The organism is Oceanisphaera submarina (assembly GCF_046521305.1).
GTDB lineage: Bacteria > Pseudomonadota > Gammaproteobacteria > Enterobacterales > Aeromonadaceae > Oceanimonas > Oceanimonas submarina.
Genome location: NZ_JBKGFN010000010.1, coordinates 77,347 through 97,155 on the forward strand (window position 1 = coordinate 77,347; position 19,809 = coordinate 97,155).

The following is a 19,809-nucleotide window of genomic DNA, read 5'->3' on the forward strand; positions in this document are numbered from 1 at the left end:
CGCTCGTCTCCTTGTCAATATCGACTTTTTTGCCGTTCATGCTGATCATACCGGCCATATCTTCTACTAAAGCGACTGGCCATAGGTCTGCTCCATGCCACCTTCGGCCACCGTCTGGCTCATGCCGGTATTGCCCTGCGACTGTACCATCGGTGCCTGCTCGCCTTCCCGGTCACGCAACGACATTCTGCCCAGCAGATAAAATTCCATATCGTTAGGTTCGATGAAACCGTCGGTAGGCAGCGTGACCTGCTGTTTGTCGAAGGGGCGTACCAGGCGGGGGGTCACCATGATCACCAGTTCGGACTCACCCTTGGCGAAGCTACGACTACTGAAGAGATTACCCAGAACGGGAATATCGCCGACAAAAGGCAGCTGGCTGACCGACTCGCGGGTATTTTCACTGAGCAGGCCGGCAATACTGATGGTCTGACCATCACCCAGCTCGACCGTGGTACCGGCACTGCGCTTGCTGAGCGCAGTAATATCTCCGAACAGAGGGATATTGGCCTGGTTGGCCACCACCGGCTCGCTGACCGACACGTTGAGATTGAGGTTGATCTTGCCGCTGTTCAGCACCACTGGGGTGAACTTGAGGCCCACGCCAAACTCCTTGAACTCCACCGCCACGCCGTCTTCGGTGGGTACCGGCACCGGAAATTCGCCACCGGAGAGGAACTCGGCCGACTGGCCACTGATGGCGGTAATACGCGGCTCGGCAAGCACCCGGGCCAGGCCACGGGTCTTGGCCAGATCCAGCGCCACGTTAAACACGGTGTCGGCACTGGCAAAAGTTCCAATTGCTGTATTGGTACCAAAGCCGGCTAGTTGGCCCACGCTGTCACGCAACAACGAAAAGCCCCAGTTTCCGGAGCTTTCGAGCAGCTCAAAAGCCGACTCCCAGCTACGCGACGTATCTCGTGCCACTTCGGCCACGGTCACCTCCAGCATCACCTGCTGGCCTCCGCCCACGCTCATCATGTTCATCACCTCGGATCGGGCTACCCCCCCTTCGGCGGCCACCACATAGCCCCGACCCAGTTCATAGGCGGCATTCAATCGGTTCAGATCCGACACCTCGCCGCTCATCACCAACTGCCCCTGGGAGGTATGCACCTGAATCGGCTCGTTGGGCAAGAAACGATAGAGCCGTTCTTTCAGCCCCTGCAGATCGTGGCTGACCTCGATGTCGTACACCTGCATCAGACCATCGTTCATGTCCCACACCATCAGGTTGGTATGGCCGAGTGACTTGCCCACCAGGTACAGCTCACGGTCTTGCAACACCAGTACATCGGCAATGGCGGGGTTGCCCACCGATACCCGGCTGGCGGGTCTGTCCAGCATCAGAGAGCGAGATTTGTGAATGGGTAACTGCACTTCATTCCCTGCCTGCTGCAGACTGCCCCCGGCCCATAGCAGGCCGGGCGACAGCAGCAGCAGTGCTCCTAACGTAGCGTTAAGCAGTGTTTTCATAGTCACCTCCATGTGAACCTTGTTTTTGTTGGTATTCAGCTTTTTACCGGAACCTGCTGCTGACTGGTGCCCTTGATCAGATCAACCGACGACTGGCGAGGTTGGGTTCTGGGCTGCGCCGTCACCGGCGAAGCAGCCTCTTTAGAGTCCGCCTGAATAGCAGCCACTCTGTCGTTCAGATCCCGCTCGTCGTTGGGATTACGCAGAGCCAGCTGAATACGACCGTTGGAACTGGCGTTGACCAGTTTTTCGGCCTGTTCGGGATCCACCTCCAGGGTAACGGCACGCACCAGCTTGGGACGGTTTTCATCCGTATGCTGGGTCTGGTCCACCGCCAGTACCTTGAGATTTTTCAGCACGGTGCGGGTCATGTCACCCTCGGTAAACAGTATGTCCACCCGGTTACCGGGTAACAGAAAGCCCGCCACCCCGATGACGTCGTTCACCCTTACCGTTACCGCCCGCATGCCCGGCTCCAACAGCACAGAGAGGGTGCTGCCCTGCCCTATGGGCGTGAGCCGTTCCTTGCGCAATACGTCTCCTTTATAAAGGTTGTTCTTGGTCACCATACCCTGGGTTTCTTCCAGAGTATTAATGGCACCGGGGGGAACCAGACGGGCGTCTATCTGTTTGAACTGGACATGAATGGGATCGAGCTGCACGCCGGGAGCCAGATCCACCGACGCCACCACTACCTGAACCAGCTCGCTGCCCGCCTGCTCGGCCGGACGGGCGCTGGCGGCGCTTTGCTGTTCAAGCCAGTTATTGGCCATCCAGGCGGCGCCGAGACCGAATATCACCGACAAAAATAAAAGCATCACGGTTCTTGTTTTCATAACCCCATCCTTAGGTTTACTACGACCAGATTTATTATCATCAGATTTACTACAACCCTTGACCCATTAACACTCGGCCATTAACCCGCTGTTGTTAACAAGGTTGTGATGAACAGAAAAAGTATAGTCAGTGCACGCAATACATGTTCCAGGCTCTTTTCAAAATAATCTGGTCAAGCGGTTCACCGGCCTGACCGTTGAAATGCATTATATCCCGGGCAATACCGAGAATATCGCGGGGGTAACAGGCAATCAGCGGTTTACCGCTATTTCCATGCAACACGTCAACCATATAATCGAACAGTGATTCATTGGCTATCAGTTGATATTTTTCCAGGTTCATCAGCCATATCTTTTTATATAACGCTTGTGACATGGCACCTAATTCGATTTTATAACCCAGGCGACGCAAAAAAGCCTCGTCGGCGATGGCTTGTGGATCCAGGTTGGTGGAAAACACCAGTATCTGTTCGAAGGGAATATCGAAGTGCAGGCCATTGGGCAGTGACAGAAAATCACGCCGCTCTTCCATCGGCACTATCCAGCGGTTGAACAGTTCGTCGGCGGCAAAGCCCTGCCGCCCCAAGTCATCAATCAAAAACACCCCGTTGTTGGCCTTCATCTGCAAGGGGGCGCTGTATTGGCGGGACTGCCGGTCGAAGTGCACCTCCAGGGTATCCAGCTTCAGCTCGCCCCCCACCATAACCAGCGGCCGCTTGCAGGGAAGATAACGAGTGTCCATGTCTTCGTCCTGGTCGTGCACATAGCCTTCGGCCCGCCAGTGATAGAGCGGATCGAATATGGGTATTATGGTGTTCTGCACCGCGATGGCATGGGGCACGTAAATCATTTCGTCGTCGAAAATCTTGTTGAAACGGTGACACAGAAAGCTTTTGCCGGTACCCGCATGACCGTAGATCAACAAGGGGCGACGGGAGTTCAGCGCCGGCCCCAGGGTATTGACCAGCTCCTGGCTTATCACCATGTCGCCGAGCGCCAGCTCCAACCGATCGCGACGAATGCAGCGCTCGCCCAGTGCCTGACTCAGCACCAGTTTATTGTATGCCTCCAGCGGTATCGGCGCCGGGCCCAGATAACCGTCGCGCGCGCTCAGCTCCTGGGCCTCGTATTGTCCCTTGGTGGTCAGGGCATGGCGAATGATATCGCCGGAGCGACCCGAGGCGCGTACCTCCACCAATTGCAGGGTTTTCAGCTCCTGCAGCAAGGGCTCTACCACGCTGCCACGCAGGCAAAGTCGCTCGCTCAGGGCCGGCAGCGATAGTGTGCCTTCCTCCTGCACATGGCGCAGGGTCAGCCGCAGCAGCAGCTCTTTCGACAGGCCGGTGTCGGCCAGGGTTTTCGGTTTGGGCAGGTACATCCGTGTTACCTCCTTTTTCTGAGCATCAGCCAGTCGGGTGTTCTTTACTATCCAGTCATGTTCAGGATACCAGGGTAAATATCTGGTATTTGTTGAGCACCACCGCCAGGGTAGCGCCCAGTGCCAGTGCCGGACCATAGGGCACCTTGAGCCCGGCCAGCTCCCCCTCCACCGGCGCCAGATACTTTTTACTACCCAGAATATAACCATAGCGCATAAAGCTCTGTTTGAAGCCACCCCAGCCCACCTTGTGAAAGGCGAATATCAGTACCAGCGGCAGGCCTATCATCAGGCCGTAGAGCAGGGATTCGAGAAACAGACTCCAACCGAGAAAGGTGCCGATACCCAATGCCAGCTTGACATCACCGCCGGCCAGCAGCCGGAAGAAAAACAGCGGAAACAGCAGGATAAAGGCATAAACCAGGCCGGTCAGGCCGAAAGCCAAGCCTTCCCCTAGAAGAGCATGATAAGTCAACGCCAGCAGAATAAAGGGCAGGGTCAACCAGTTGGGAATCTTGTGGGTAGTTAAATCCAGCCAGGAGGCGGCCAGCAATAAAGATAACAATGGTAGCTGTTCCATAGCGTCACCATGTTTTAAAATTCTGGTTAGGGCAGCGATGCTGCCCTATAAATTTTCATCATTCTTTAGCGCAGGTAGCAGCGCCACCACTAACACCTTTACCAACTGCATCACAAAGTTCGTTGATCGATCCCTGTACGTTAGTACCTAAATTTGTAAATGCAGTAACAACTCCAGCAGCCACCAAAGCTCCCGCCACCGCATATTCCACCGTAGTCAGACCTTCTTCATCATTCAGCAGGCGATTCAGTTCTTTTAAAATCAACATAATAATATCCTCGTTCCATCTTGAATATTTTAAATCGGAGATTTCCGGTTCACATTTTAACTTTTTAATTCCCAACCTTTACGACGGGCCGGACTCTAACCATACAGCTCACAATGCTGTTTTATACTCATATATCCGGCTACCTCCCTGTTTCTCCGTTTATATTATCACCTTGTATAGTTATTATTCTCCGGGCTACCCCGGCACCACTTTCTTATTACACCTTTAGTTATAAACAAACAACCGGGTTTATTCAAAGTGAAATTTCCTTTTTATATCAGCAATTTTTCGACAGATTAGGGGGGAAATAGGCCGGATTCATTCGAATTTATGTCATTAAATAAAAACACGGGAATAAAACGGCCGGCATCGATGCCGGCCGTTTTTATTCCCGTGTTTTTATGAGGGGGAATGGGTGTAACTAACTTATAACCAACACATAATCAACAGTCGGTGCCGTCATTTTTCACTACCTTACACATGGCATTGATGCTTGCCCCAACCCCGTCGCCCAAAGATAAAAAAGCCCCCACCAGTGAAGCGGCGACCAGAGCACCCGCGACCGCATATTCCACGGTGGTCAGGCCCTGTTCATCGTGCCAGAATCGTTTCAGTTCATTGCATAACATTCCATTGAATAACATCGCCTCTTCTCCTGTTATCGCATCCCTGTTATCTGATTCCCATTAAATTGTTTTCATTAAATAGTGGTCAAAATACAGCCAACCACCAAGGTCTCAAATGGGCTTATATTGTCTCGTTTTTTCTATAGATATCTTCGGCAAATACCAGGCGACCCTGCTCCACCCAGGCGGTGAAATACACCATAAACAGCGGCGTCGGCGAGCGGGCGGGCAGTATGCGGGTCTGTTGATATTCCGGCAGCGACCAGCCCAGGTGTTGCACCAATTGGCCCGGCTCGGCCAGGCGCACACAGCCGTGACTCAGGGCCCTTTTCGCCTCGCCGAACAACCGTTTGTCCGGGGTGTCGTGCAGATAAATATTGAAGGGGTTGTTCATTTCGAACTTGAAGCGCCCCAGGGCGTTGTCGGGGCCGGGGGCTTGCACCAGGCGGAAGCCGGCGGGCGGTTGCTGCCAGTCGATGGTACCCGGATCCTGCCGCTCCGCGCCACCCGGCAGCCAGACACCGAAGCCATTGCGACTCAGGTAACCACTATCACGACGCTGGGCCGGCAGCAGATCTTCCCGGATGATGTTGGCGGTAGGGGTCCAGTCCGGGTTGACCTTAAGCGCCTTGATATGAGTGCCCAGCTCGGGCGTGGGCCAGTCGGGGCGCCCGACAATCACCTTCATGCTCAGGGTCGGCCGGTACTGCTGGATCAGGGTCAGTCGGTAGGCGGGAATATTGACCAGCACAAACTGCGCAGGTGCTGTGGGCGGCAACAAGAGCCAGCGGCGCAGGTTATGGCGCAGCTCTTGGCGCAACTCGGCGGACGAGCGATTCAGCATGACACGAATATCGGCGGTAAGCCGGCCGTTCGGTACCAGTCCATTAGCCTGTTGCAGCCCCTTGAGAATGTCACTCAAGCCGCGATCGAGCGCATCGGCCCGGCCACGAGGCGGCGCCAGGCTATAACCCAGCTCGGTCAACCGTTGGCGCAGGGCGGGGATGGCCCTGTCCCGTTCACCGGGTCGCACCTCGCCACCGGGGGGCAAGGTCGTCATGCTGACGGCTTCGCTCAAGGCATGATAATGCTGTTTGAGCTGGCGGTAGCCGGGGTAGTCCGGCTGCTGACGACGCAGATAGGCACTCAGCTCACCGCGATCTAAGGCCTGATCGAAACCGGCTTCATCGTGTTCGGGGACAAGAGGATACTGGGCAAAGCGGGCCCGGGCTGCCAGTACCTTACGCCATTCCCGGCTGAACCAGGCGTCCCGCTCAGCCAGCGACAACCCCGCCATCTCGTCCGGCTCGGGCAGCAGCAAGTCGGCCAGTTGCCGACCGGCTTCATTCAGTGCATTGTCTTCGTTGTGCCACCATATCCGTTCGGCGGCCTGTAACGGCGATATCAGCACCAGTAGCAGCATCATTACACGCAACATCAGTACCCCTCCCTGGGACTGTTACGGCTTTAAGTATGGACAAAAAAACAATTATTGCGGATTAAAATAAAACAGCAGCAGGGTGAACAGGGCCGCGGCAACCAGCAGCAGCAGGTAGATTTTGAGGAACTGCTGATGGCGCCCTCCCCTGAGGTGCACCAGGGTAAAGGCGGTCACCGCCAGCCCCAGGACACCAAATGTACCCATATGAAACCAAACACTGTGCGGCATCAACCATTCGGTTCTCACGGCAATATCCTGATAACGCAGATACCCAAACTGCTGCTCCGGGCGGCCATAGTGAAACACCAGCAACAGCAGTACATAAAGGCCCCAGCCGCCCAGGGTCATGGTCACCAGCAGCTTTCCCAGCCAATCGATGCCTTGTTGTACCATGGCTGCCTCCGGTTCATCTTTTGCTTGAGTCCTGAGACTACAGAGGTAACATTAGCTTCCTTATCTATAGTCTATCGGCCTGACGCCGATTTAGTTAAAGCTGGAGAGCGATTTCACATGACCCACGCATCCGTTACTGATGTGCTGGCGGGCAAATATCCTGTTGGCACCACCCTGACTGTTAAAGGGTGGATTCGTACTCGCCGTGACTCCAAGGCGGGTATCTCGTTTTTGGCAGTACACGATGGCAGCTGCTTCAATCCGGTGCAGGCCGTGGTACCCAATAACGTGGCGAATTATCAGTCTGAAGTGGTGCGTCTGACCACCGGCTGCTCGGTGGAAGTCACCGGCACCGTCGCCGCCTCTCAGGGTCAGGGGCAGGACTTTGAACTGCAGGCCACCGACGTCAAGGTCATCGGCTGGGTCGATGATCCCGATACCTATCCGATGGCCGCCAAGCGCCACTCCATCGAGTATCTGCGTGAATACGCGCATCTGCGCCCGCGCACCAACATGATGGGTGCCGTCACCCGGGTGCGTAACTGTCTGGCGCAGGCCATTCACCGCTTCTTTCACGAGAGCGGTTATGCCTGGGTAGCCACTCCTCTCATTACCGCCTCCGACTGTGAAGGTGCCGGCGAGATGTTCCGGGTATCAACTCTGGATCTGCAGAACCTGCCCCGTACCGACAAGGGTGATATCGACTTCAGCGAAGATTTCTTCGGCAAGGAAACCTTTCTGACCGTTTCCGGCCAGCTGAACGGCGAAGCCTACGCCTGTGCCATGAGCAAGATTTATACCTTCGGCCCAACCTTCCGCGCCGAAAATTCCAACACCAGCCGTCACCTGGCCGAGTTCTGGATGGTGGAGCCGGAGCTGGCTTTTGCCGATCTGAACGACATCGCCGGCCTGGCGGAAGACATGCTGAAGTATGTGTTTAACGCCGTACTGACCGAGCGCATGGATGACATGAACTTCTTCGCCCAGCGAGTCGATAAAGACGCCATTACCCGGCTGAAAAGCTTTGTGGAGCAGGACTTCGCCCAGGTGGATTACACCGATGCGGTCGAAATACTGCAAAACTGCGGCAAGACGTTCGAATTCCCGGTTGCATGGGGTGTTGACCTGTCTTCCGAGCACGAGCGCTATCTGGCCGAAGAACACTTCAAGGCGCCGGTAGTGGTGAAGAACTATCCCAAGGACATCAAGTCCTTCTACATGAAGCTGAACCCGGACGGCAAAACGGTGGCAGCCATGGATGTACTGGCCCCGGGCATCGGCGAGATCATTGGCGGATCTCAGCGTGAAGAAGTGCTGGAAGTGCTGGATAGCCGCATGAAAGAGATGGGTCTGAACCCGGCAGACTACGGCTGGTATCGGGACCTTCGCCGTTACGGCACAGTGCCCCACTCCGGTTTTGGTCTGGGCTTCGAGCGACTGGTGGCCTATGTCACCGGCATGGGTAACGTACGGGACGTCATTCCCTTCCCCCGTACCCCGCGCAACGCCGACTTCTGATTTTCAGAGGTCAAAATACGCGCAACAAAAAAAGCCCCGCACCGCGGGGCTTTTTTATCACAGCCCGAAGGCAAACTTCAGTGCAAACAGCGCCGCCAGTGCCCAGACCACGGGACTGACTTCCGCGACACGACCGGCCAGCAATTTGACCGCCACAAAACTGATAAAACCGAAGGCGATGCCGTTGGCGATAGAGAAGGTAAACGGCATCATCACCAGTACCACCACGGCAGGAACCGCTTCGGTGATGTCATCCCAGTGCAGGTGGCTGAGCTGGCCCAGCATCAGCACCGCCACATACACCAGGGCGCCGGCGGTCGCGTAAGCCGGCACCATGCCCGCCAGCGGCGAGAACAGCAACGCGGCAATGAACATCAGGCCGGTGACTACGGCGGTCAGGCCACTGCGTCCACCCACCGATACCCCGGCGGTACTCTCCACATAGGAGGTCGTGGTCGAGGTGCCAAGCACAGAGCCGGCGATGGAGGCCGTGCTGTCGGCCAGCAGGGCGCGGCCCAGTCGCGGCAGTCGACCCTTGTCATCCAGCAGCCTGGCGCGCTGGGCCACGGCAATCAGGGTGCCGGAGGTATCGAACAAGTCGACGAACAAAAAGGCGAAAATCACCGACAGCATGCCGATATTGAAGGCGCCGGCAATATCCAGCTGCATGAAGGTCGGCATGACGGACGGCGGAGCCGAGACGATGCCCTGATACTGAATATCGCCGAAGGCCACCCCCAGGCCGGTAATGATCAGAATACCGATCATCACGGCGCCGCTCATGCCACGGGCCGCCATGCCGATGATCAGAAAAAAGCCCAGCATCGCCAGCCCCACCTGCAGGCTGGTGACATCCCCCAAACTCACCAGAGTTGCCGGATTATCGACGATGATACCGGCATTTTTTAGGCCAATCAGCGCCAAAAACAGACCAATACCGGCGGCGATGCCGATTTTCAGCGGGCCGGGAATGGAGTTGATGATCCACTCGCGTACCTTGAACAGGCTCAGCAACACGAAGATACAGCCGGAGAAGAATACCGCGCCCAGGGCGCTCTGCCAGCTGTAGCCTTCGGTCAGCACCACCGTATAGGTGAAAAAGGCGTTCAGGCCCATGCCCGGAGCAAGGGCGATGGGATAGTTGGCTACCAGCCCCATGATAAAGCAGCCGATGGCCGCCGCCAGACAGGTCGCCACGAATACGGCACCATAATCCATGCCCGCCTCGGACAGAATGGCCGGGTTGACGAAGATGATATAAGCCATGGTCAGGAAGGTGGTAATACCCGCCACCACTTCCTGGCGCGCATCGGTGCCCAGCTCTTTAAGATGAAAATACTTGTCTAGCATAGGGGGATCTACCGTATTAATAAAAGTGCCTGAAATTATCGACTCAAAAGACACCATTGGCAATCTCCAGGCCCCAACTGCCGACCGTCCACTCCCCCTCAACTCCTTTAGTTGATCACGAACAATTCCATGAACTCGTTGACCGGTGTGGCTTCAAGCCGCTGCTGATCGAGGCACAATGCCAGAATGTGCCGGCATCGCGCCGGTGGAAAACGGGTCTGCAGGTTACGCATGAATTTCTGCTCCAGCACCGGTATCGCCTCGACCCGGCGGCGGCGATGGCCGATGGGGTATTCCACTGCCACTTTCTCGGTGCTGCTCCCATCCTTGAAGAACACCTGGATGGCGTTGGCGATGGAACGCTTGTCGGCCTCCAGGTATTCGACGCTATAGCGCGGCTCTTCCACTATTTCCATCTTGTCGCGCAGGGTATCGATACGAGGAGAGGCCCGGTGAAAATCGTCTTCGTAGTGTTCGGCCATCAGGCAGCCATAAAGCAGCGGCACCGCCACCATGTACTGCAGGCAGTGATCCCGGTCCGCCGGGTTGGCCAGTGCCCCGACCTTGGAGATGATGCGAATGGCAGACTCGTGGGTATAAATTTGGATGCGGTCTATGTCTTCGAGTCTGTCCTTCACCTGCGGGTGTAACTGCACGGCGCATTCCACCGCGGTCTGGGCATGAAATTCGGCGGGAAAGCTGAGTTTGAACAGCACGTTTTCCATCACATGGCTGCCAAAGGGCTGATTAACCCGGAAGCTCTTGCCCTTGAACTGTACATCATAAAAACCCCATTTGGGCGTCGTTAGTACCGACGGCAGTCCCATCTCGCCCTTCATGGTGATCATCGCCAGTCTCACGGCGCGGGCGGTGGCATCCCCCGCCGCCCAGGACTTGCGCGAGCCGGCGTTAGGCGCATGGCGGTAGGTACGCAGGGCGCAACCATCGGCCCAGGCCTGAGACAGGCTGTCGATAATCTGCTCGCGGCTGCCACCCAGCATGCGGGTAATAACGGCGGTAGACGCCACCCGCACCAGCAATACGTGATCCAGCCCTACCCGGTTGAAGCTGTTCTCCAGCGCCAGCACGCCCTGAATTTCGTGGGCCTTGATCATAGCGGTCAGCACATCGCGCATGGTGAGCGGCGACCTGCCCTCAGCCACCGCCACCCGGCTCAGGTAATCGGCGGTGGCGAGAATCCCCCCCAGGTTATCGGACGGATGGCCCCATTCGGCCGCCAGCCAGGTATCGTTGAAGTCCAACCAACGGATCATGCAGCCAATGTTGAAGGCGGCGGTCACCGGATCCAGCTCGTGAGAGGTGCCGGGCACCCGGGCACCATGCTGTACTATGGTGCCGGGAACCATGGACCCCAGATGCTTGGTACATTCGGGAAAGCGCAGCGCCAGCAGGCCACAGCCCAGGGTATCGGCCAGACAATGGCGGGCGGTGTGATAGGCCTCATCCGAGATGATCTCGGTATTGGCCACATAGTCGGCTATGGTGACAAGTAACTGATCGGGCTCGGGTCTCTGGTTCAGATCAACATTGGTACTCATGATGTGTTCCTTCAAATCAGCGGTGTTACCGGATGATTCGGCTATTTTTCAACGCTACAGAATCGGCCAAAGGGCCAGCTCTGCCGCGCCGTCGGGAGAATCAATCCTGTTGCCTCTTTATTCCGCTAGCTGAGCGGTATCCAAGAGACTGGCTGCCGGCTCACCGTTTCTCTATCGGTATCCACTCCTGAGGGGCCGGGCCCACGTAATCGGCGTTAGGCCGTATGATGCGATTATGGGCGCGCTGCTCCATGATGTGTGCGGTCCAGCCGGTAACCCGGCTAAGCACGAAAATCGGTGTAAACAGCCTGGTCGGAATCCCCATGAAGTGGTAGGCACTGGCGTGATAGAAATCGGCGTTGGCGAACAGTTTTTTCTCGCGCCACATTACTTCCTCTACCCGCTCGGATATCGGATACAACACCCGATCGCCCGCCGCTTCGCTCAGCTTTTTGGCCCAGGGCTTGACCAGGGCGTTGCGCGGATCCTTCACCGTATAGACCGCATGACCGAAGCCCATGACCTTTTCCTTGCGCTTGAGCATCTCCAACAGCGCGGCCTCGGCCTCATCCGGCCCGCTCCATTGCTCTATCATCGCCATCGCCGCCTCGTTGGCGCCGCCGTGCAGCGGGCCGCGAAGGGTGCCAATGGCGGCGGTCACCGCCGAATGCAGGTCGGTCAGGGTGGAGGCACAGACTCGCCCCGCAAAAGTGGAAGCGTTGAATTCGTGCTCTGCATAGAGCACCAGCGAACAGTTCATTACCTTCACATCCAGCTCGGGCGGGGCTTCGCCGCGCAGCATGTGCAGAAAATGGCCCCCCAGGCTGTGATCATCCAGGCCCGTGTCGATGCGCACGCCATCGTGGGCGTAACGATACCAGTAGCAGATGATAGAGGGCAGCAACGCCAGCAGACGTTCGGCAGCCTCCTGCTGTTCGCCGAATTTATGCTCGGTTTCCAGGTTACCAAGCAGGGAGCATCCGGTACGTAATACGTCCATCGGATGGGCCGACGCCGGTATCAGTTCGAGCACGATGCGCAACGCCGCCGGCAGACCACGATTGGCTTTCAGCCGGGTCTTGAAGGCGCCCAGCTCTCCCTGGTTCGGCAGATAGCCCTTGAGCAACAAGAAAGCCACCTCTTCAAACTGGGCATGGGCGGCCAGGTCGGTAATGTCAAAGCCGCGATAGGTCAGTCCGGATCCAGTCTTGCCCACGGTGCAGAGGGCGGTCTGGCCGGCGGTCTGGCCGCGCAATCCTTCGGCGTTAGTCATGCTTGTCTCCTTGCTGTTTTTTAACTGAGCGTCTGGCAGGAACGGGAGGCTCGAACAGGGCATCCAGTTTGGCCTCGTAATCATGATAGCCGAGGGTCTGATAAAGCTGCTCCCGGCTCTGCATCTGCTCAAGCAGACTGCGCTGATGGCCCTGACTCAGGATCTGGCGATAAACAGTCTCTGCCGCCCGGCTCATGGCCCGAAAGGCCGACAGCGGATACAGCACCATGGACACACCCGCCTCGGCCAGCTCGGACTGTTCGAACAAGGGCGTCTTGCCGAATTCGGTGATGTTGGCCAGCACCGGCACCTTTACGGCGTCACAGAAGCGGCGGTATTGCTCCAGGCTCTCCATCGCCTCGGGAAAAATCATATCGGCACCCGCTTCCACACCGGCAAGAGCCCGCTCAACGGCGCCGTTCATGCCTTCTACCGCCAGAGCATCGGTACGGGCCATGATGGCAAACCGGCTATCGGTGCGGGCATCCACCGCCGCCCTGACCCTGTCTACCATCTCGTGGAGTGAAACAATGGCTTTGTTGGGTCTGTGGCCGCAGCGTTTCTGGGCTACCTGATCCTCGATATGGATGGCCGCCACTCCGGCCCGCTCCATTTCCCGCACGGTGCGGGCAATATTAAAGGCGCCACCAAAGCCGGTATCCACGTCTACCAGCAGCGGCACATCACAGACGCCGGTGATTCGTCGGGCATCTTCCAGCACATCGTTCAGGCTGGTGATGCCCAGATCCGGCAACCCGAAGGAGGCATTAGCCACCCCGGCACCAGACAGATAGAGCGCCTTGTGTCCGGCCTGACTGGCCTGCATGGCGCTGTAGGCATTGATGGCGCCGACAATGGTCAGCGGCTGCGTCCCTTGCAGCGCCTCGAACAGACTGGGCTTCATGGCTGTTTCTCCTGTTGTTGCGCATGCTGTTGGGCATAGAGTCGGGCCAGCCGACGACGGCGGTGAGTAACATGGCGATACATCAGCAGAGCGACCTGTTCACCATCCCCCAAGGGCATGGCATTCAGGATCTGGCGGTGTTCGAGCAGAGCAAGTCCGGGAGTAGAGAGACGGGCAAGGGGACGATGACGATAGCTGCGCAGTAATGGGTAAGGCTTATCGCATAACTGGCCGGCCAGCATCTGATTATGGCCGGTCTGGAACAGCAGACAGTGATAATGTTCACTCGATACCGCCATGATTTGTCGACACTTTATTGGCACACAAGCTAAAAGTAGCAGCTGATCCGCTTAATAAAATGAGATGTGTCGACAAATAGTGAAAAGTCGATCCTGAACCCGGCCCCATTTGCATGATGAAAAACAGGTGCATGGTATGAACAGACTCGAACAGGGCGTGGTGGTTACGCCGTGCGGAAACGATAATGGTGATTTTGTGACAGCAAGTCACTCATGTCCTCGACCGGCATGGGCCTGGCCAGCAGATAGCCCTGCCCGAGCTGACAGCCCAGCAATTGCAGCTGTGCCTGCTGTTCGGGTAACTCTATGCCTTCGGCGGTGACCGACATGTCCAGACTCTCGGCCAGCGAGATAATGGTTTTAACCAGGCTGACCGCCCTTGGATCCGTCGACAAGTCGGCCACAAAGGACTTGTCGATTTTAAGCTTGTTGAGCGGCAGCTGTCGCAAATGGCTGAATGAGGAATAACCGGTACCAAAATCGTCCAGTGCTATCTCTATGCCCAGCTCACGCAGCTCCTGAAGGGTATCAATAGAGCCCATCGTATCCCACATGCTGGTATCTTCGGTAATTTCCAGCACCAGGGTCGAGGCATCGAGACCGGTATCATGCAATACCTGGCGGACGGTAATGGCCAGCTCTCCGTCCATAAAGATATTGGGGCTGATATTGACGTTCACCTTCAACCAGCCGAAACCATCCTGGTGCCAGCGATTCAGCTGCCGACAGGCCTGCAACAGCACCCATTCATTGAGCCGGTGCGCCAGTCCATGTTGTTCGGCCACCGCAATCAGCTCGAGCGGACTGACGGTACCATGCTCTTCCGAATGCCAGCGCAACAGCGCTTCCACCGACTCGATGCCACCGCTGTCGAGCCGAAATATCGGTTGGTAATGCAGCACGAGCTGATCCTGTTCAATCGCCGCCTGCAAAGACACCGCCAGCTTCTGCCGGCGCAGTCGTCGCTCGTCCATGCCCGACTCAAACATCTGCACCATGTTCTTGCGGCTATGTTTGGCGTAATACATGGCGGTATCCGCATGGCTCAACAATTCGGGAGTCGTGGTACCGTGATCAGGATAAAGGCTGGTGCCGATGCAAGCCTGGGGCGACAGACAGCCGTCCGGCAGCCGCACGTCGCGCGACAGCGACTGTGATAACAACTCCGCCATCTGCCCGGCGTCTTCCGGTGACTCCAATCGCTGAATGACCACGAATTCATCCCCGCCCAACCGGGCCACCTGGCCTTGTGTGCCTATGGTGTTACGCAAACGACTGGAAATCTCCCGCAGCAGACTGTCTCCCACTTCGTGGCCCAGGCTATCGTTGATGGACTTGAAGCTGTTCAAATCGACCATATGAACGGCAAGACCCCGCCTGTCCCGTTGACCACGCTTCAGCTCCTGGCTCATCAGCTGATAGAAAAACATCCGGTTGGGCAGGCTGGTGAGCGTGTCGTGATAGGCCATATGACGATTACGGCGGTTTTCCCGCACCAGCAGCAGCAGCATGATGCCGCCACTCAGCAGCAGGCCGCCCAGATACAAACTGGAGTGCAAACGAAGGTTCTGGGTAACATCGAGCTGTCGCCAGACATTGTCACCGGAAAAATTGTCGACATTGATTTCTCGCGTCTGCTGTCGGAAGTGTGCCAATTCCTGTCGCAACGCCAGTATACCGGCCCGATCATCTGCGCGAAGCGTATAAATCCGCTCTTCCCAGGCCTGCAACTGCTGGACAAAATTTTCCAGTATCGGCAGCACCCCCGGCTGCTCACGCACCGGACGGTTTTCTTCCCCCTGCAACAAAGTCTCAATTCGGCCCCACAATAGCTCGAAGCGCAGTCGGACATATTTTTCATCTGCCGTGTGGGCCGCCAGTGACGTCAGCGCATGATCAAACTTGAGCACTTCCGTTTCCAGTTCGGAGCTGGCCCAGCCGACGGTCTTGATGGTGGCCGAGACAAAACGCACCACCTCCAAATCCCGGTTATAGCTGTACAGCGAGCTGGCGCCGAATAACAGGGTAATGACGGTGAGACCGATCAGCTTGAAGGTATTCACCGTTAGTACACATCCAGAGTATTTAACTGCCAGATCAGCAGTTCATGATAACGTTTGGTACTGAAACGGGGATGATCCGACAAAGGTAACATCAGCCAGATCGGTCCCTTATGCCTAATTTTCATCGGCTGGCCATCCAGGTGCGTCGTCAGCAACAAGGGCGCCTCAGCCACCAGTTCCCTTTCAATATCATAATGGTACTCGTTAAGCGCTACCGCCCTTACCTCTGCTCCCTCTGCACCCACTCTCCGCAGCAGATCGCTCAACAGCACACCGCGGAAGTGGTGACGTCCTTCCGTCCAGGGAGTCTCTGTGCTGAATTCATGCTGCGGCAATGCCGACAGCATCTCCATATCAAACTCGGCCTTGCCGTCGGCATTGGTCACGGCAATCTTGCCGGTCACGGTCAGCATGACCCGCCCTTGTGGCGCAGATAGGGGAGCGGCGGCGAAGAGCAGCGAGCTCCATGCTGACAGTAGCAGTCCAAAGACGAATATCGACAATGAGCGACGGCCTCGTACTTCAGGCATGGCTGGCTTCATAATCCAACTCCCAAAAAAGACTCAATAGGGTATGTAAACATAGCAGATCTTTATTAATGGCGTTTTTTGATAACGATTTTCAATTACAATGCAATGACCTTGAGTCTGACAGGATTAAAAATCGATGTCGAGCCAGACCCGCCATCGATAATGCGCTCACCATGCAGCCAGTGAATGTGTTTGATATCATCTGGATTTTCGACGGAGATTTTATCATGTGGGCAATGATGAACAAACCATGCGACTGATGCACACGCACTACATCAGACAGGGCTTCGCCGGCCAGAAAACTGCCCCGGACGGGCCTGTTTCTGGCCGGCTTTATCATCCTGTCGAGGGCCGGTACCCGGCCCACCTCCTGAATTACAAACGGTTAAGCGTCACGCCCGGCTCGGGCAACGCCGTCAGTACCGGCCGGCGCTCTCGTACATAATCGATAAAAGCCCGGGCGTCGGTGTCGCAGGCAACTCTTGCCGTTTTGCAGTTCAACGACTGCTTGATGTAATGCACCTCGATGACGCCCTGCCCGTTTTTGCTCAGCCGAGCCACGGGAAACACGCTCAGGTTGCCATTAACAAACGCCAGATCCAGCCGGTCGGTAAACGTCTGCTGTGAATCAAACAGCGTATGCCAACCATCGTTGCCGGACGCATGGTAACTATTCAGTACTACCTGATAACGGGCATCCGGTTCAATTCGCTGCCACTGGCCGTTATCCAGATATTCGATGCGGCTGAGATAACCCCTCCCCCGGCTGGTTTCGTTAAAGCTATAACGCAGCCCGGCTCCATAGGGGAACCTGCCGGTATGAGCGGCCGACGGCAAAGAGGCGTTAATGGTTTCCAGCAGTAATCCCGTCACCTGACGCCCGGTGAGTGACACCAGACTCATAGGGTTGGCGAAGGGCAACAGCTCCAGGCCGACATTTCCTTCTTTGAGCGCGCCCGGCTCCAGGCTGTTGCGCACCGAGCCGGCGGCCACCAGTGAAAAATCGGCGCGACGGCCGGTCACCGCCTGTACCTCAGGGGTATTGGCCCAGTACAGCTGGCTGGCCGCCACCAGAGACGCGATCTGAGATCCCTTGCCATCGACCGGCAGCCGCACATGCTTTAACGGCAAAGGCACATGACCGATAATGTCACCGTAGGCTTTGGCCAGCGCCGGACGATACTGTTCATCGATATGGGCCCTCAGCGCCGGGTCTTCCGCCACCATGCTGATATTAGGCTCGGCCTCGATGGCGGCGGCCACTCGCTGCTGTTGCGCCTCGTTCAACTTATGGTTATCCCCCCGGCGAATATCTCGGTAGAAGGCGTTATCAGACAACAGGGTGTTACCCCCTTCACAGCGGCTGACCCGCCCATCGGGGGTAAAGGTCACATTCACCTGCCCCATTGCCTGGGCAAACTGGCCGGCCTGCACCACGCAGGTGGTGCCGAGCCCGTCCGGATTATTGAATCGACGGGCATAGGGCCCGCCGTCACCCTGGCCAAGATTGCTGAAGTCACCGAGCAGGCTGTGAGAATGGCCGCCGACGATCACATCGATGCCATTGACCTGCTGGGCCAGACGCTGATCTCGCTCCAGCCCCAGGTGGGTCACCGCTACTATGTATTTAACACCCTGATCGCGCAGAGCCTTGGCGGTGTTCTGAGCGCTGTTGACTTCCCGCTCGAAACGCAGCTTGCCGACATTAGGGCTAATGTTGGCCATGTCTTCCAGCACCAGCCCCATCACCGCCACCACAGGACGCTTGCCTGCGTCCTCGACGCTGTCGACCCGTTTCTTTTTATTACCGTCAAAGGCATAGAGAATATAGGGTTTGAGGTTGTCCAGGCCGTTCAGATCCGGATCCTGACTGGCATCCAGGTTGGCGGCCAGCACCGGAAAGTTGACGCTCTGAATAAAGGCAGACAGACGACCGTTATCGAGATCAAATTCATGATTCCCCAGCGCCATGGCATCCAGTTGCATTCGGCTCAGCACATCGGCGTTCATCGCGCCCCGGTTGAGTTTGAAATAGCCGGTCCCCTGCCAGGCGTCTCCGCCGTGTACAAACAGCAATGGCTGATCGTCCCGGGATGCCTGCTGGCGCAGGGCATTGACATGACTCAGCAGACGGGGGTGACCGCCCAGCCGGGTAAACACCGCCTGATTACCCAGCGTCACTCGTGCGTCGGTCGGATCAAAATGCGAATGGGTGTCATTGATATGGGCCAGGGTCAGGGTAAAAGGCTGTTCCGGCTCCTGACTGGCACAGCCTGCCAGCGCCAGCGCCAGCAAGCTCGCCAATAGGGTTTTGTTCATCTGTGAATAAGCTCCGATAGATATTGGATGTATGCCCGGCTCAGTTGGTAAAAACCACCGTCTTGCCGTTATGCAGGAAAACCCGACGCTCGATATGATATTGCACCGCACGAGCCAGGGTAATGCACTCGATATCCCTGCCCTTGGCGGTTAACTGCTCCGGATAATGGCTGTGATCCACCACTTCCACCCCCTGGGTAATAATGGGGCCTTCATCCAGATCGTTATTGATGTAGTGCGCCGTGGCCCCGACCAGCTTGACGCCTTTGTGGTAAGCCTGGTGATAGGGCTTGTCGCCCCTGAAACCGGGCAGCAAAGAATGATGAATATTGATGGCCTTGCCGGTCAGGGCGGCGCACAGCTCGGGGCTCAGCATTTGCATATAACGCGCCAGCACCACCAAATCGGCTTCGCATTCATTGATGACCCCAAGCACCTGCTCTTCCTGCTCGGCCCGGTTGTCATCGTTCACCGGCAGATGATAAAAGGGAATATGATGCCAGTCGGCCAGCCGCTGAAGATCCGGATGATTGGAAATGATGGCCGGGATTTCGATGGCCAGTTGACCGGTGCGATAACGATAGAGCAGGTCGTTCAGGCAATGATCGAGCCGGGAGACCATGACCACCACATTGGGCCGCACTTCGGCGGCGGCCAGCTCCCATTGCATCCCGAATTGTGCGGCTCTGGGCTGCAGGCCGAGCCGAAACCCCGCTTCGTCAAAAGGGGCCGCCCGGGGAGGGCGAAATTCCACGCGAATGAAGAAATGCCCGCTCAGCACATCGTCGAAGGTCTGCATTTCCACCACATAGCAGCCCTGCTCGCACAGGTAGCGCGTCACCACGTCGACTGTGCCCAGGCCACCCGGGCAGTTGGCGGTCAGATAATAGGTGTCTTTTGGCTTGGCCACTGGCGATCTCCTACCCCGGAATAAATGAAGTCTCCCCTCGGCAGGGGACCACTATTCTGCGATAAACGCCTGGCCGACGCCAGTAT

At 56.8% G+C, this 19,809-nt stretch carries 18 protein-coding genes; 1 reads left to right on the forward strand and 17 read right to left on the reverse strand.

Going from position 1 to position 19,809, the window contains the following annotated elements:
• Window positions 1-66: 66 nt before the first annotated feature.
• From ACLEIV_RS11020 to ACLEIV_RS11055, 8 genes are all read right to left on the reverse strand, one after another.
• Window positions 67-1,476, reverse strand: coding sequence for a type II and III secretion system protein family protein (locus tag ACLEIV_RS11020; RefSeq protein WP_410456694.1), 1,410 nt, complete (start codon window positions 1,474-1,476; stop codon window positions 67-69).
• A gap of 35 nt (window positions 1,477-1,511) precedes the next feature.
• A complete protein-coding gene (cpaB, locus tag ACLEIV_RS11025; RefSeq protein ID WP_410456695.1) occupies window positions 1,512-2,312 on the reverse strand; it encodes a Flp pilus assembly protein CpaB in 801 nt (266 codons plus the stop codon).
• Between the two features lie 127 nt (window positions 2,313-2,439).
• Complete coding sequence (locus tag ACLEIV_RS11030) at window positions 2,440-3,690, reverse strand: AAA family ATPase (protein WP_410456696.1); 1,251 nt, start codon at window positions 3,688-3,690, stop codon at window positions 2,440-2,442.
• 61 nt (window positions 3,691-3,751) lie between these two features.
• Window positions 3,752-4,270, reverse strand: coding sequence for a prepilin peptidase (locus ACLEIV_RS11035; RefSeq protein ID WP_410456697.1), 519 nt, complete (start codon window positions 4,268-4,270; stop codon window positions 3,752-3,754).
• Window positions 4,271-4,328: 58 nt separating this feature from the next.
• Complete coding sequence (locus ACLEIV_RS11040; protein ID WP_410456698.1) at window positions 4,329-4,538, reverse strand: Flp family type IVb pilin; 210 nt, start codon at window positions 4,536-4,538, stop codon at window positions 4,329-4,331.
• A gap of 443 nt (window positions 4,539-4,981) precedes the next feature.
• The gene (locus ACLEIV_RS11045) at window positions 4,982-5,182 is read right to left on the reverse strand and encodes a Flp family type IVb pilin (protein ID WP_410456699.1); all 201 of its coding nucleotides are present in this window, start codon (window positions 5,180-5,182) and stop codon (window positions 4,982-4,984) included.
• Between the two features lie 103 nt (window positions 5,183-5,285).
• The gene (locus ACLEIV_RS11050) at window positions 5,286-6,602 is read right to left on the reverse strand and encodes a L,D-transpeptidase family protein (protein WP_410456700.1); all 1,317 of its coding nucleotides are present in this window, start codon (window positions 6,600-6,602) and stop codon (window positions 5,286-5,288) included.
• Between the two features lie 51 nt (window positions 6,603-6,653).
• Complete coding sequence (locus ACLEIV_RS11055) at window positions 6,654-6,998, reverse strand: hypothetical protein (RefSeq protein WP_410456701.1); 345 nt, start codon at window positions 6,996-6,998, stop codon at window positions 6,654-6,656.
• Between the two features lie 117 nt (window positions 6,999-7,115).
• On the opposite strand from ACLEIV_RS11055, the gene asnS reads away from it, so the two are divergent.
• Window positions 7,116-8,516, forward strand: a complete 1,401-nt coding sequence (gene asnS / locus ACLEIV_RS11060; RefSeq protein WP_410456702.1) for an asparagine--tRNA ligase — start codon at window positions 7,116-7,118, stop codon at window positions 8,514-8,516.
• 57 nt (window positions 8,517-8,573) lie between these two features.
• On the opposite strand, the gene ACLEIV_RS11065 is transcribed toward asnS, so the two are convergent.
• The 9 genes from ACLEIV_RS11065 to purU all read right to left on the reverse strand — a co-directional run bounded on the left by ACLEIV_RS11065 (window position 8,574) and on the right by purU (window position 19,723).
• The gene (locus ACLEIV_RS11065; RefSeq protein ID WP_410456703.1) at window positions 8,574-9,866 is read right to left on the reverse strand and encodes an NCS2 family permease; all 1,293 of its coding nucleotides are present in this window, start codon (window positions 9,864-9,866) and stop codon (window positions 8,574-8,576) included.
• A 107-nt stretch (window positions 9,867-9,973) separates the two neighbouring features.
• Complete coding sequence (locus ACLEIV_RS11070; protein ID WP_410456704.1) at window positions 9,974-11,425, reverse strand: bifunctional 2-methylcitrate dehydratase/aconitate hydratase; 1,452 nt, start codon at window positions 11,423-11,425, stop codon at window positions 9,974-9,976.
• A 160-nt stretch (window positions 11,426-11,585) separates the two neighbouring features.
• On the reverse strand, window positions 11,586-12,698 hold the full coding sequence (gene prpC / locus ACLEIV_RS11075) for a bifunctional 2-methylcitrate synthase/citrate synthase (RefSeq protein ID WP_410456705.1): 1,113 nt from the start codon (window positions 12,696-12,698) through the stop codon (window positions 11,586-11,588).
• Window positions 12,691-13,602 (reverse strand): methylisocitrate lyase, encoded by a 912-nt coding sequence (prpB, locus tag ACLEIV_RS11080; protein ID WP_410456706.1) that lies wholly within the window; start codon window positions 13,600-13,602, stop codon window positions 12,691-12,693. Before prpB ends, prpC begins: the two co-directional genes overlap by 8 nt.
• Entirely contained in the window at window positions 13,599-13,901 is a 303-nt protein-coding gene (locus ACLEIV_RS11085) for an FCD domain-containing protein (RefSeq protein WP_410456707.1), read from the reverse strand. The genes prpB and ACLEIV_RS11085 overlap by 4 nt, the downstream gene beginning before the upstream one ends.
• 164 nt (window positions 13,902-14,065) lie before the next feature.
• The gene (locus ACLEIV_RS11090; RefSeq protein ID WP_410456708.1) at window positions 14,066-15,964 is read right to left on the reverse strand and encodes a putative bifunctional diguanylate cyclase/phosphodiesterase; all 1,899 of its coding nucleotides are present in this window, start codon (window positions 15,962-15,964) and stop codon (window positions 14,066-14,068) included.
• 2 nt (window positions 15,965-15,966) lie between these two features.
• The gene (locus ACLEIV_RS11095) at window positions 15,967-16,506 is read right to left on the reverse strand and encodes a putative pterin-binding protein (RefSeq protein ID WP_410456709.1); all 540 of its coding nucleotides are present in this window, start codon (window positions 16,504-16,506) and stop codon (window positions 15,967-15,969) included.
• A gap of 363 nt (window positions 16,507-16,869) precedes the next feature.
• Window positions 16,870-18,813, reverse strand: a complete 1,944-nt coding sequence (locus ACLEIV_RS11100; protein WP_410456710.1) for a bifunctional metallophosphatase/5'-nucleotidase — start codon at window positions 18,811-18,813, stop codon at window positions 16,870-16,872.
• A gap of 40 nt (window positions 18,814-18,853) precedes the next feature.
• A complete protein-coding gene (gene purU / locus ACLEIV_RS11105; RefSeq protein ID WP_410456711.1) occupies window positions 18,854-19,723 on the reverse strand; it encodes a formyltetrahydrofolate deformylase in 870 nt (289 codons plus the stop codon).
• Window positions 19,724-19,809: the final 86 nt, after the last annotated feature.

Bases quoted from the DNA above. Each gene is read 5' to 3' on its own strand.
- ACLEIV_RS11030 (WP_410456696.1), bottom strand. From the start codon at position 3,690: ATGTACCTGCCCAAACCGAAAACCCTGGCCGACACCGGCCTGTCGAAA.
- asnS (WP_410456702.1), top strand. From the start codon at position 7,116: ATGACCCACGCATCCGTTACTGATGTGCTGGCGGGCAAATATCCTGTT.
- ACLEIV_RS11055 (WP_410456701.1), bottom strand. From the start codon at position 6,998: ATGGTACAACAAGGCATCGATTGGCTGGGAAAGCTGCTGGTGACCATG.
- ACLEIV_RS11070 (WP_410456704.1), bottom strand. From the start codon at position 11,425: ATGAGTACCAATGTTGATCTGAACCAGAGACCCGAGCCCGATCAGTTA.
- ACLEIV_RS11085 (WP_410456707.1), bottom strand. From the start codon at position 13,901: ATGGCGGTATCGAGTGAACATTATCACTGTCTGCTGTTCCAGACCGGC.
- ACLEIV_RS11050 (WP_410456700.1), bottom strand. From the start codon at position 6,602: ATGTTGCGTGTAATGATGCTGCTACTGGTGCTGATATCGCCGTTACAG.
- ACLEIV_RS11100 (WP_410456710.1), bottom strand. From the start codon at position 18,813: ATGAACAAAACCCTATTGGCGAGCTTGCTGGCGCTGGCGCTGGCAGGC.
- ACLEIV_RS11065 (WP_410456703.1), bottom strand. From the start codon at position 9,866: ATGCTAGACAAGTATTTTCATCTTAAAGAGCTGGGCACCGATGCGCGC.
- ACLEIV_RS11095 (WP_410456709.1), bottom strand. From the start codon at position 16,506: ATGAAGCCAGCCATGCCTGAAGTACGAGGCCGTCGCTCATTGTCGATA.
- prpC (WP_410456705.1), bottom strand. From the start codon at position 12,698: ATGACTAACGCCGAAGGATTGCGCGGCCAGACCGCCGGCCAGACCGCC.
- cpaB (WP_410456695.1), bottom strand. From the start codon at position 2,312: ATGAAAACAAGAACCGTGATGCTTTTATTTTTGTCGGTGATATTCGGT.
- ACLEIV_RS11045 (WP_410456699.1), bottom strand. From the start codon at position 5,182: ATGTTATTCAATGGAATGTTATGCAATGAACTGAAACGATTCTGGCAC.
- ACLEIV_RS11035 (WP_410456697.1), bottom strand. From the start codon at position 4,270: ATGGAACAGCTACCATTGTTATCTTTATTGCTGGCCGCCTCCTGGCTG.
- ACLEIV_RS11040 (WP_410456698.1), bottom strand. From the start codon at position 4,538: ATGTTGATTTTAAAAGAACTGAATCGCCTGCTGAATGATGAAGAAGGT.
- prpB (WP_410456706.1), bottom strand. From the start codon at position 13,602: ATGAAGCCCAGTCTGTTCGAGGCGCTGCAAGGGACGCAGCCGCTGACC.
- ACLEIV_RS11020 (WP_410456694.1), bottom strand. From the start codon at position 1,476: ATGAAAACACTGCTTAACGCTACGTTAGGAGCACTGCTGCTGCTGTCG.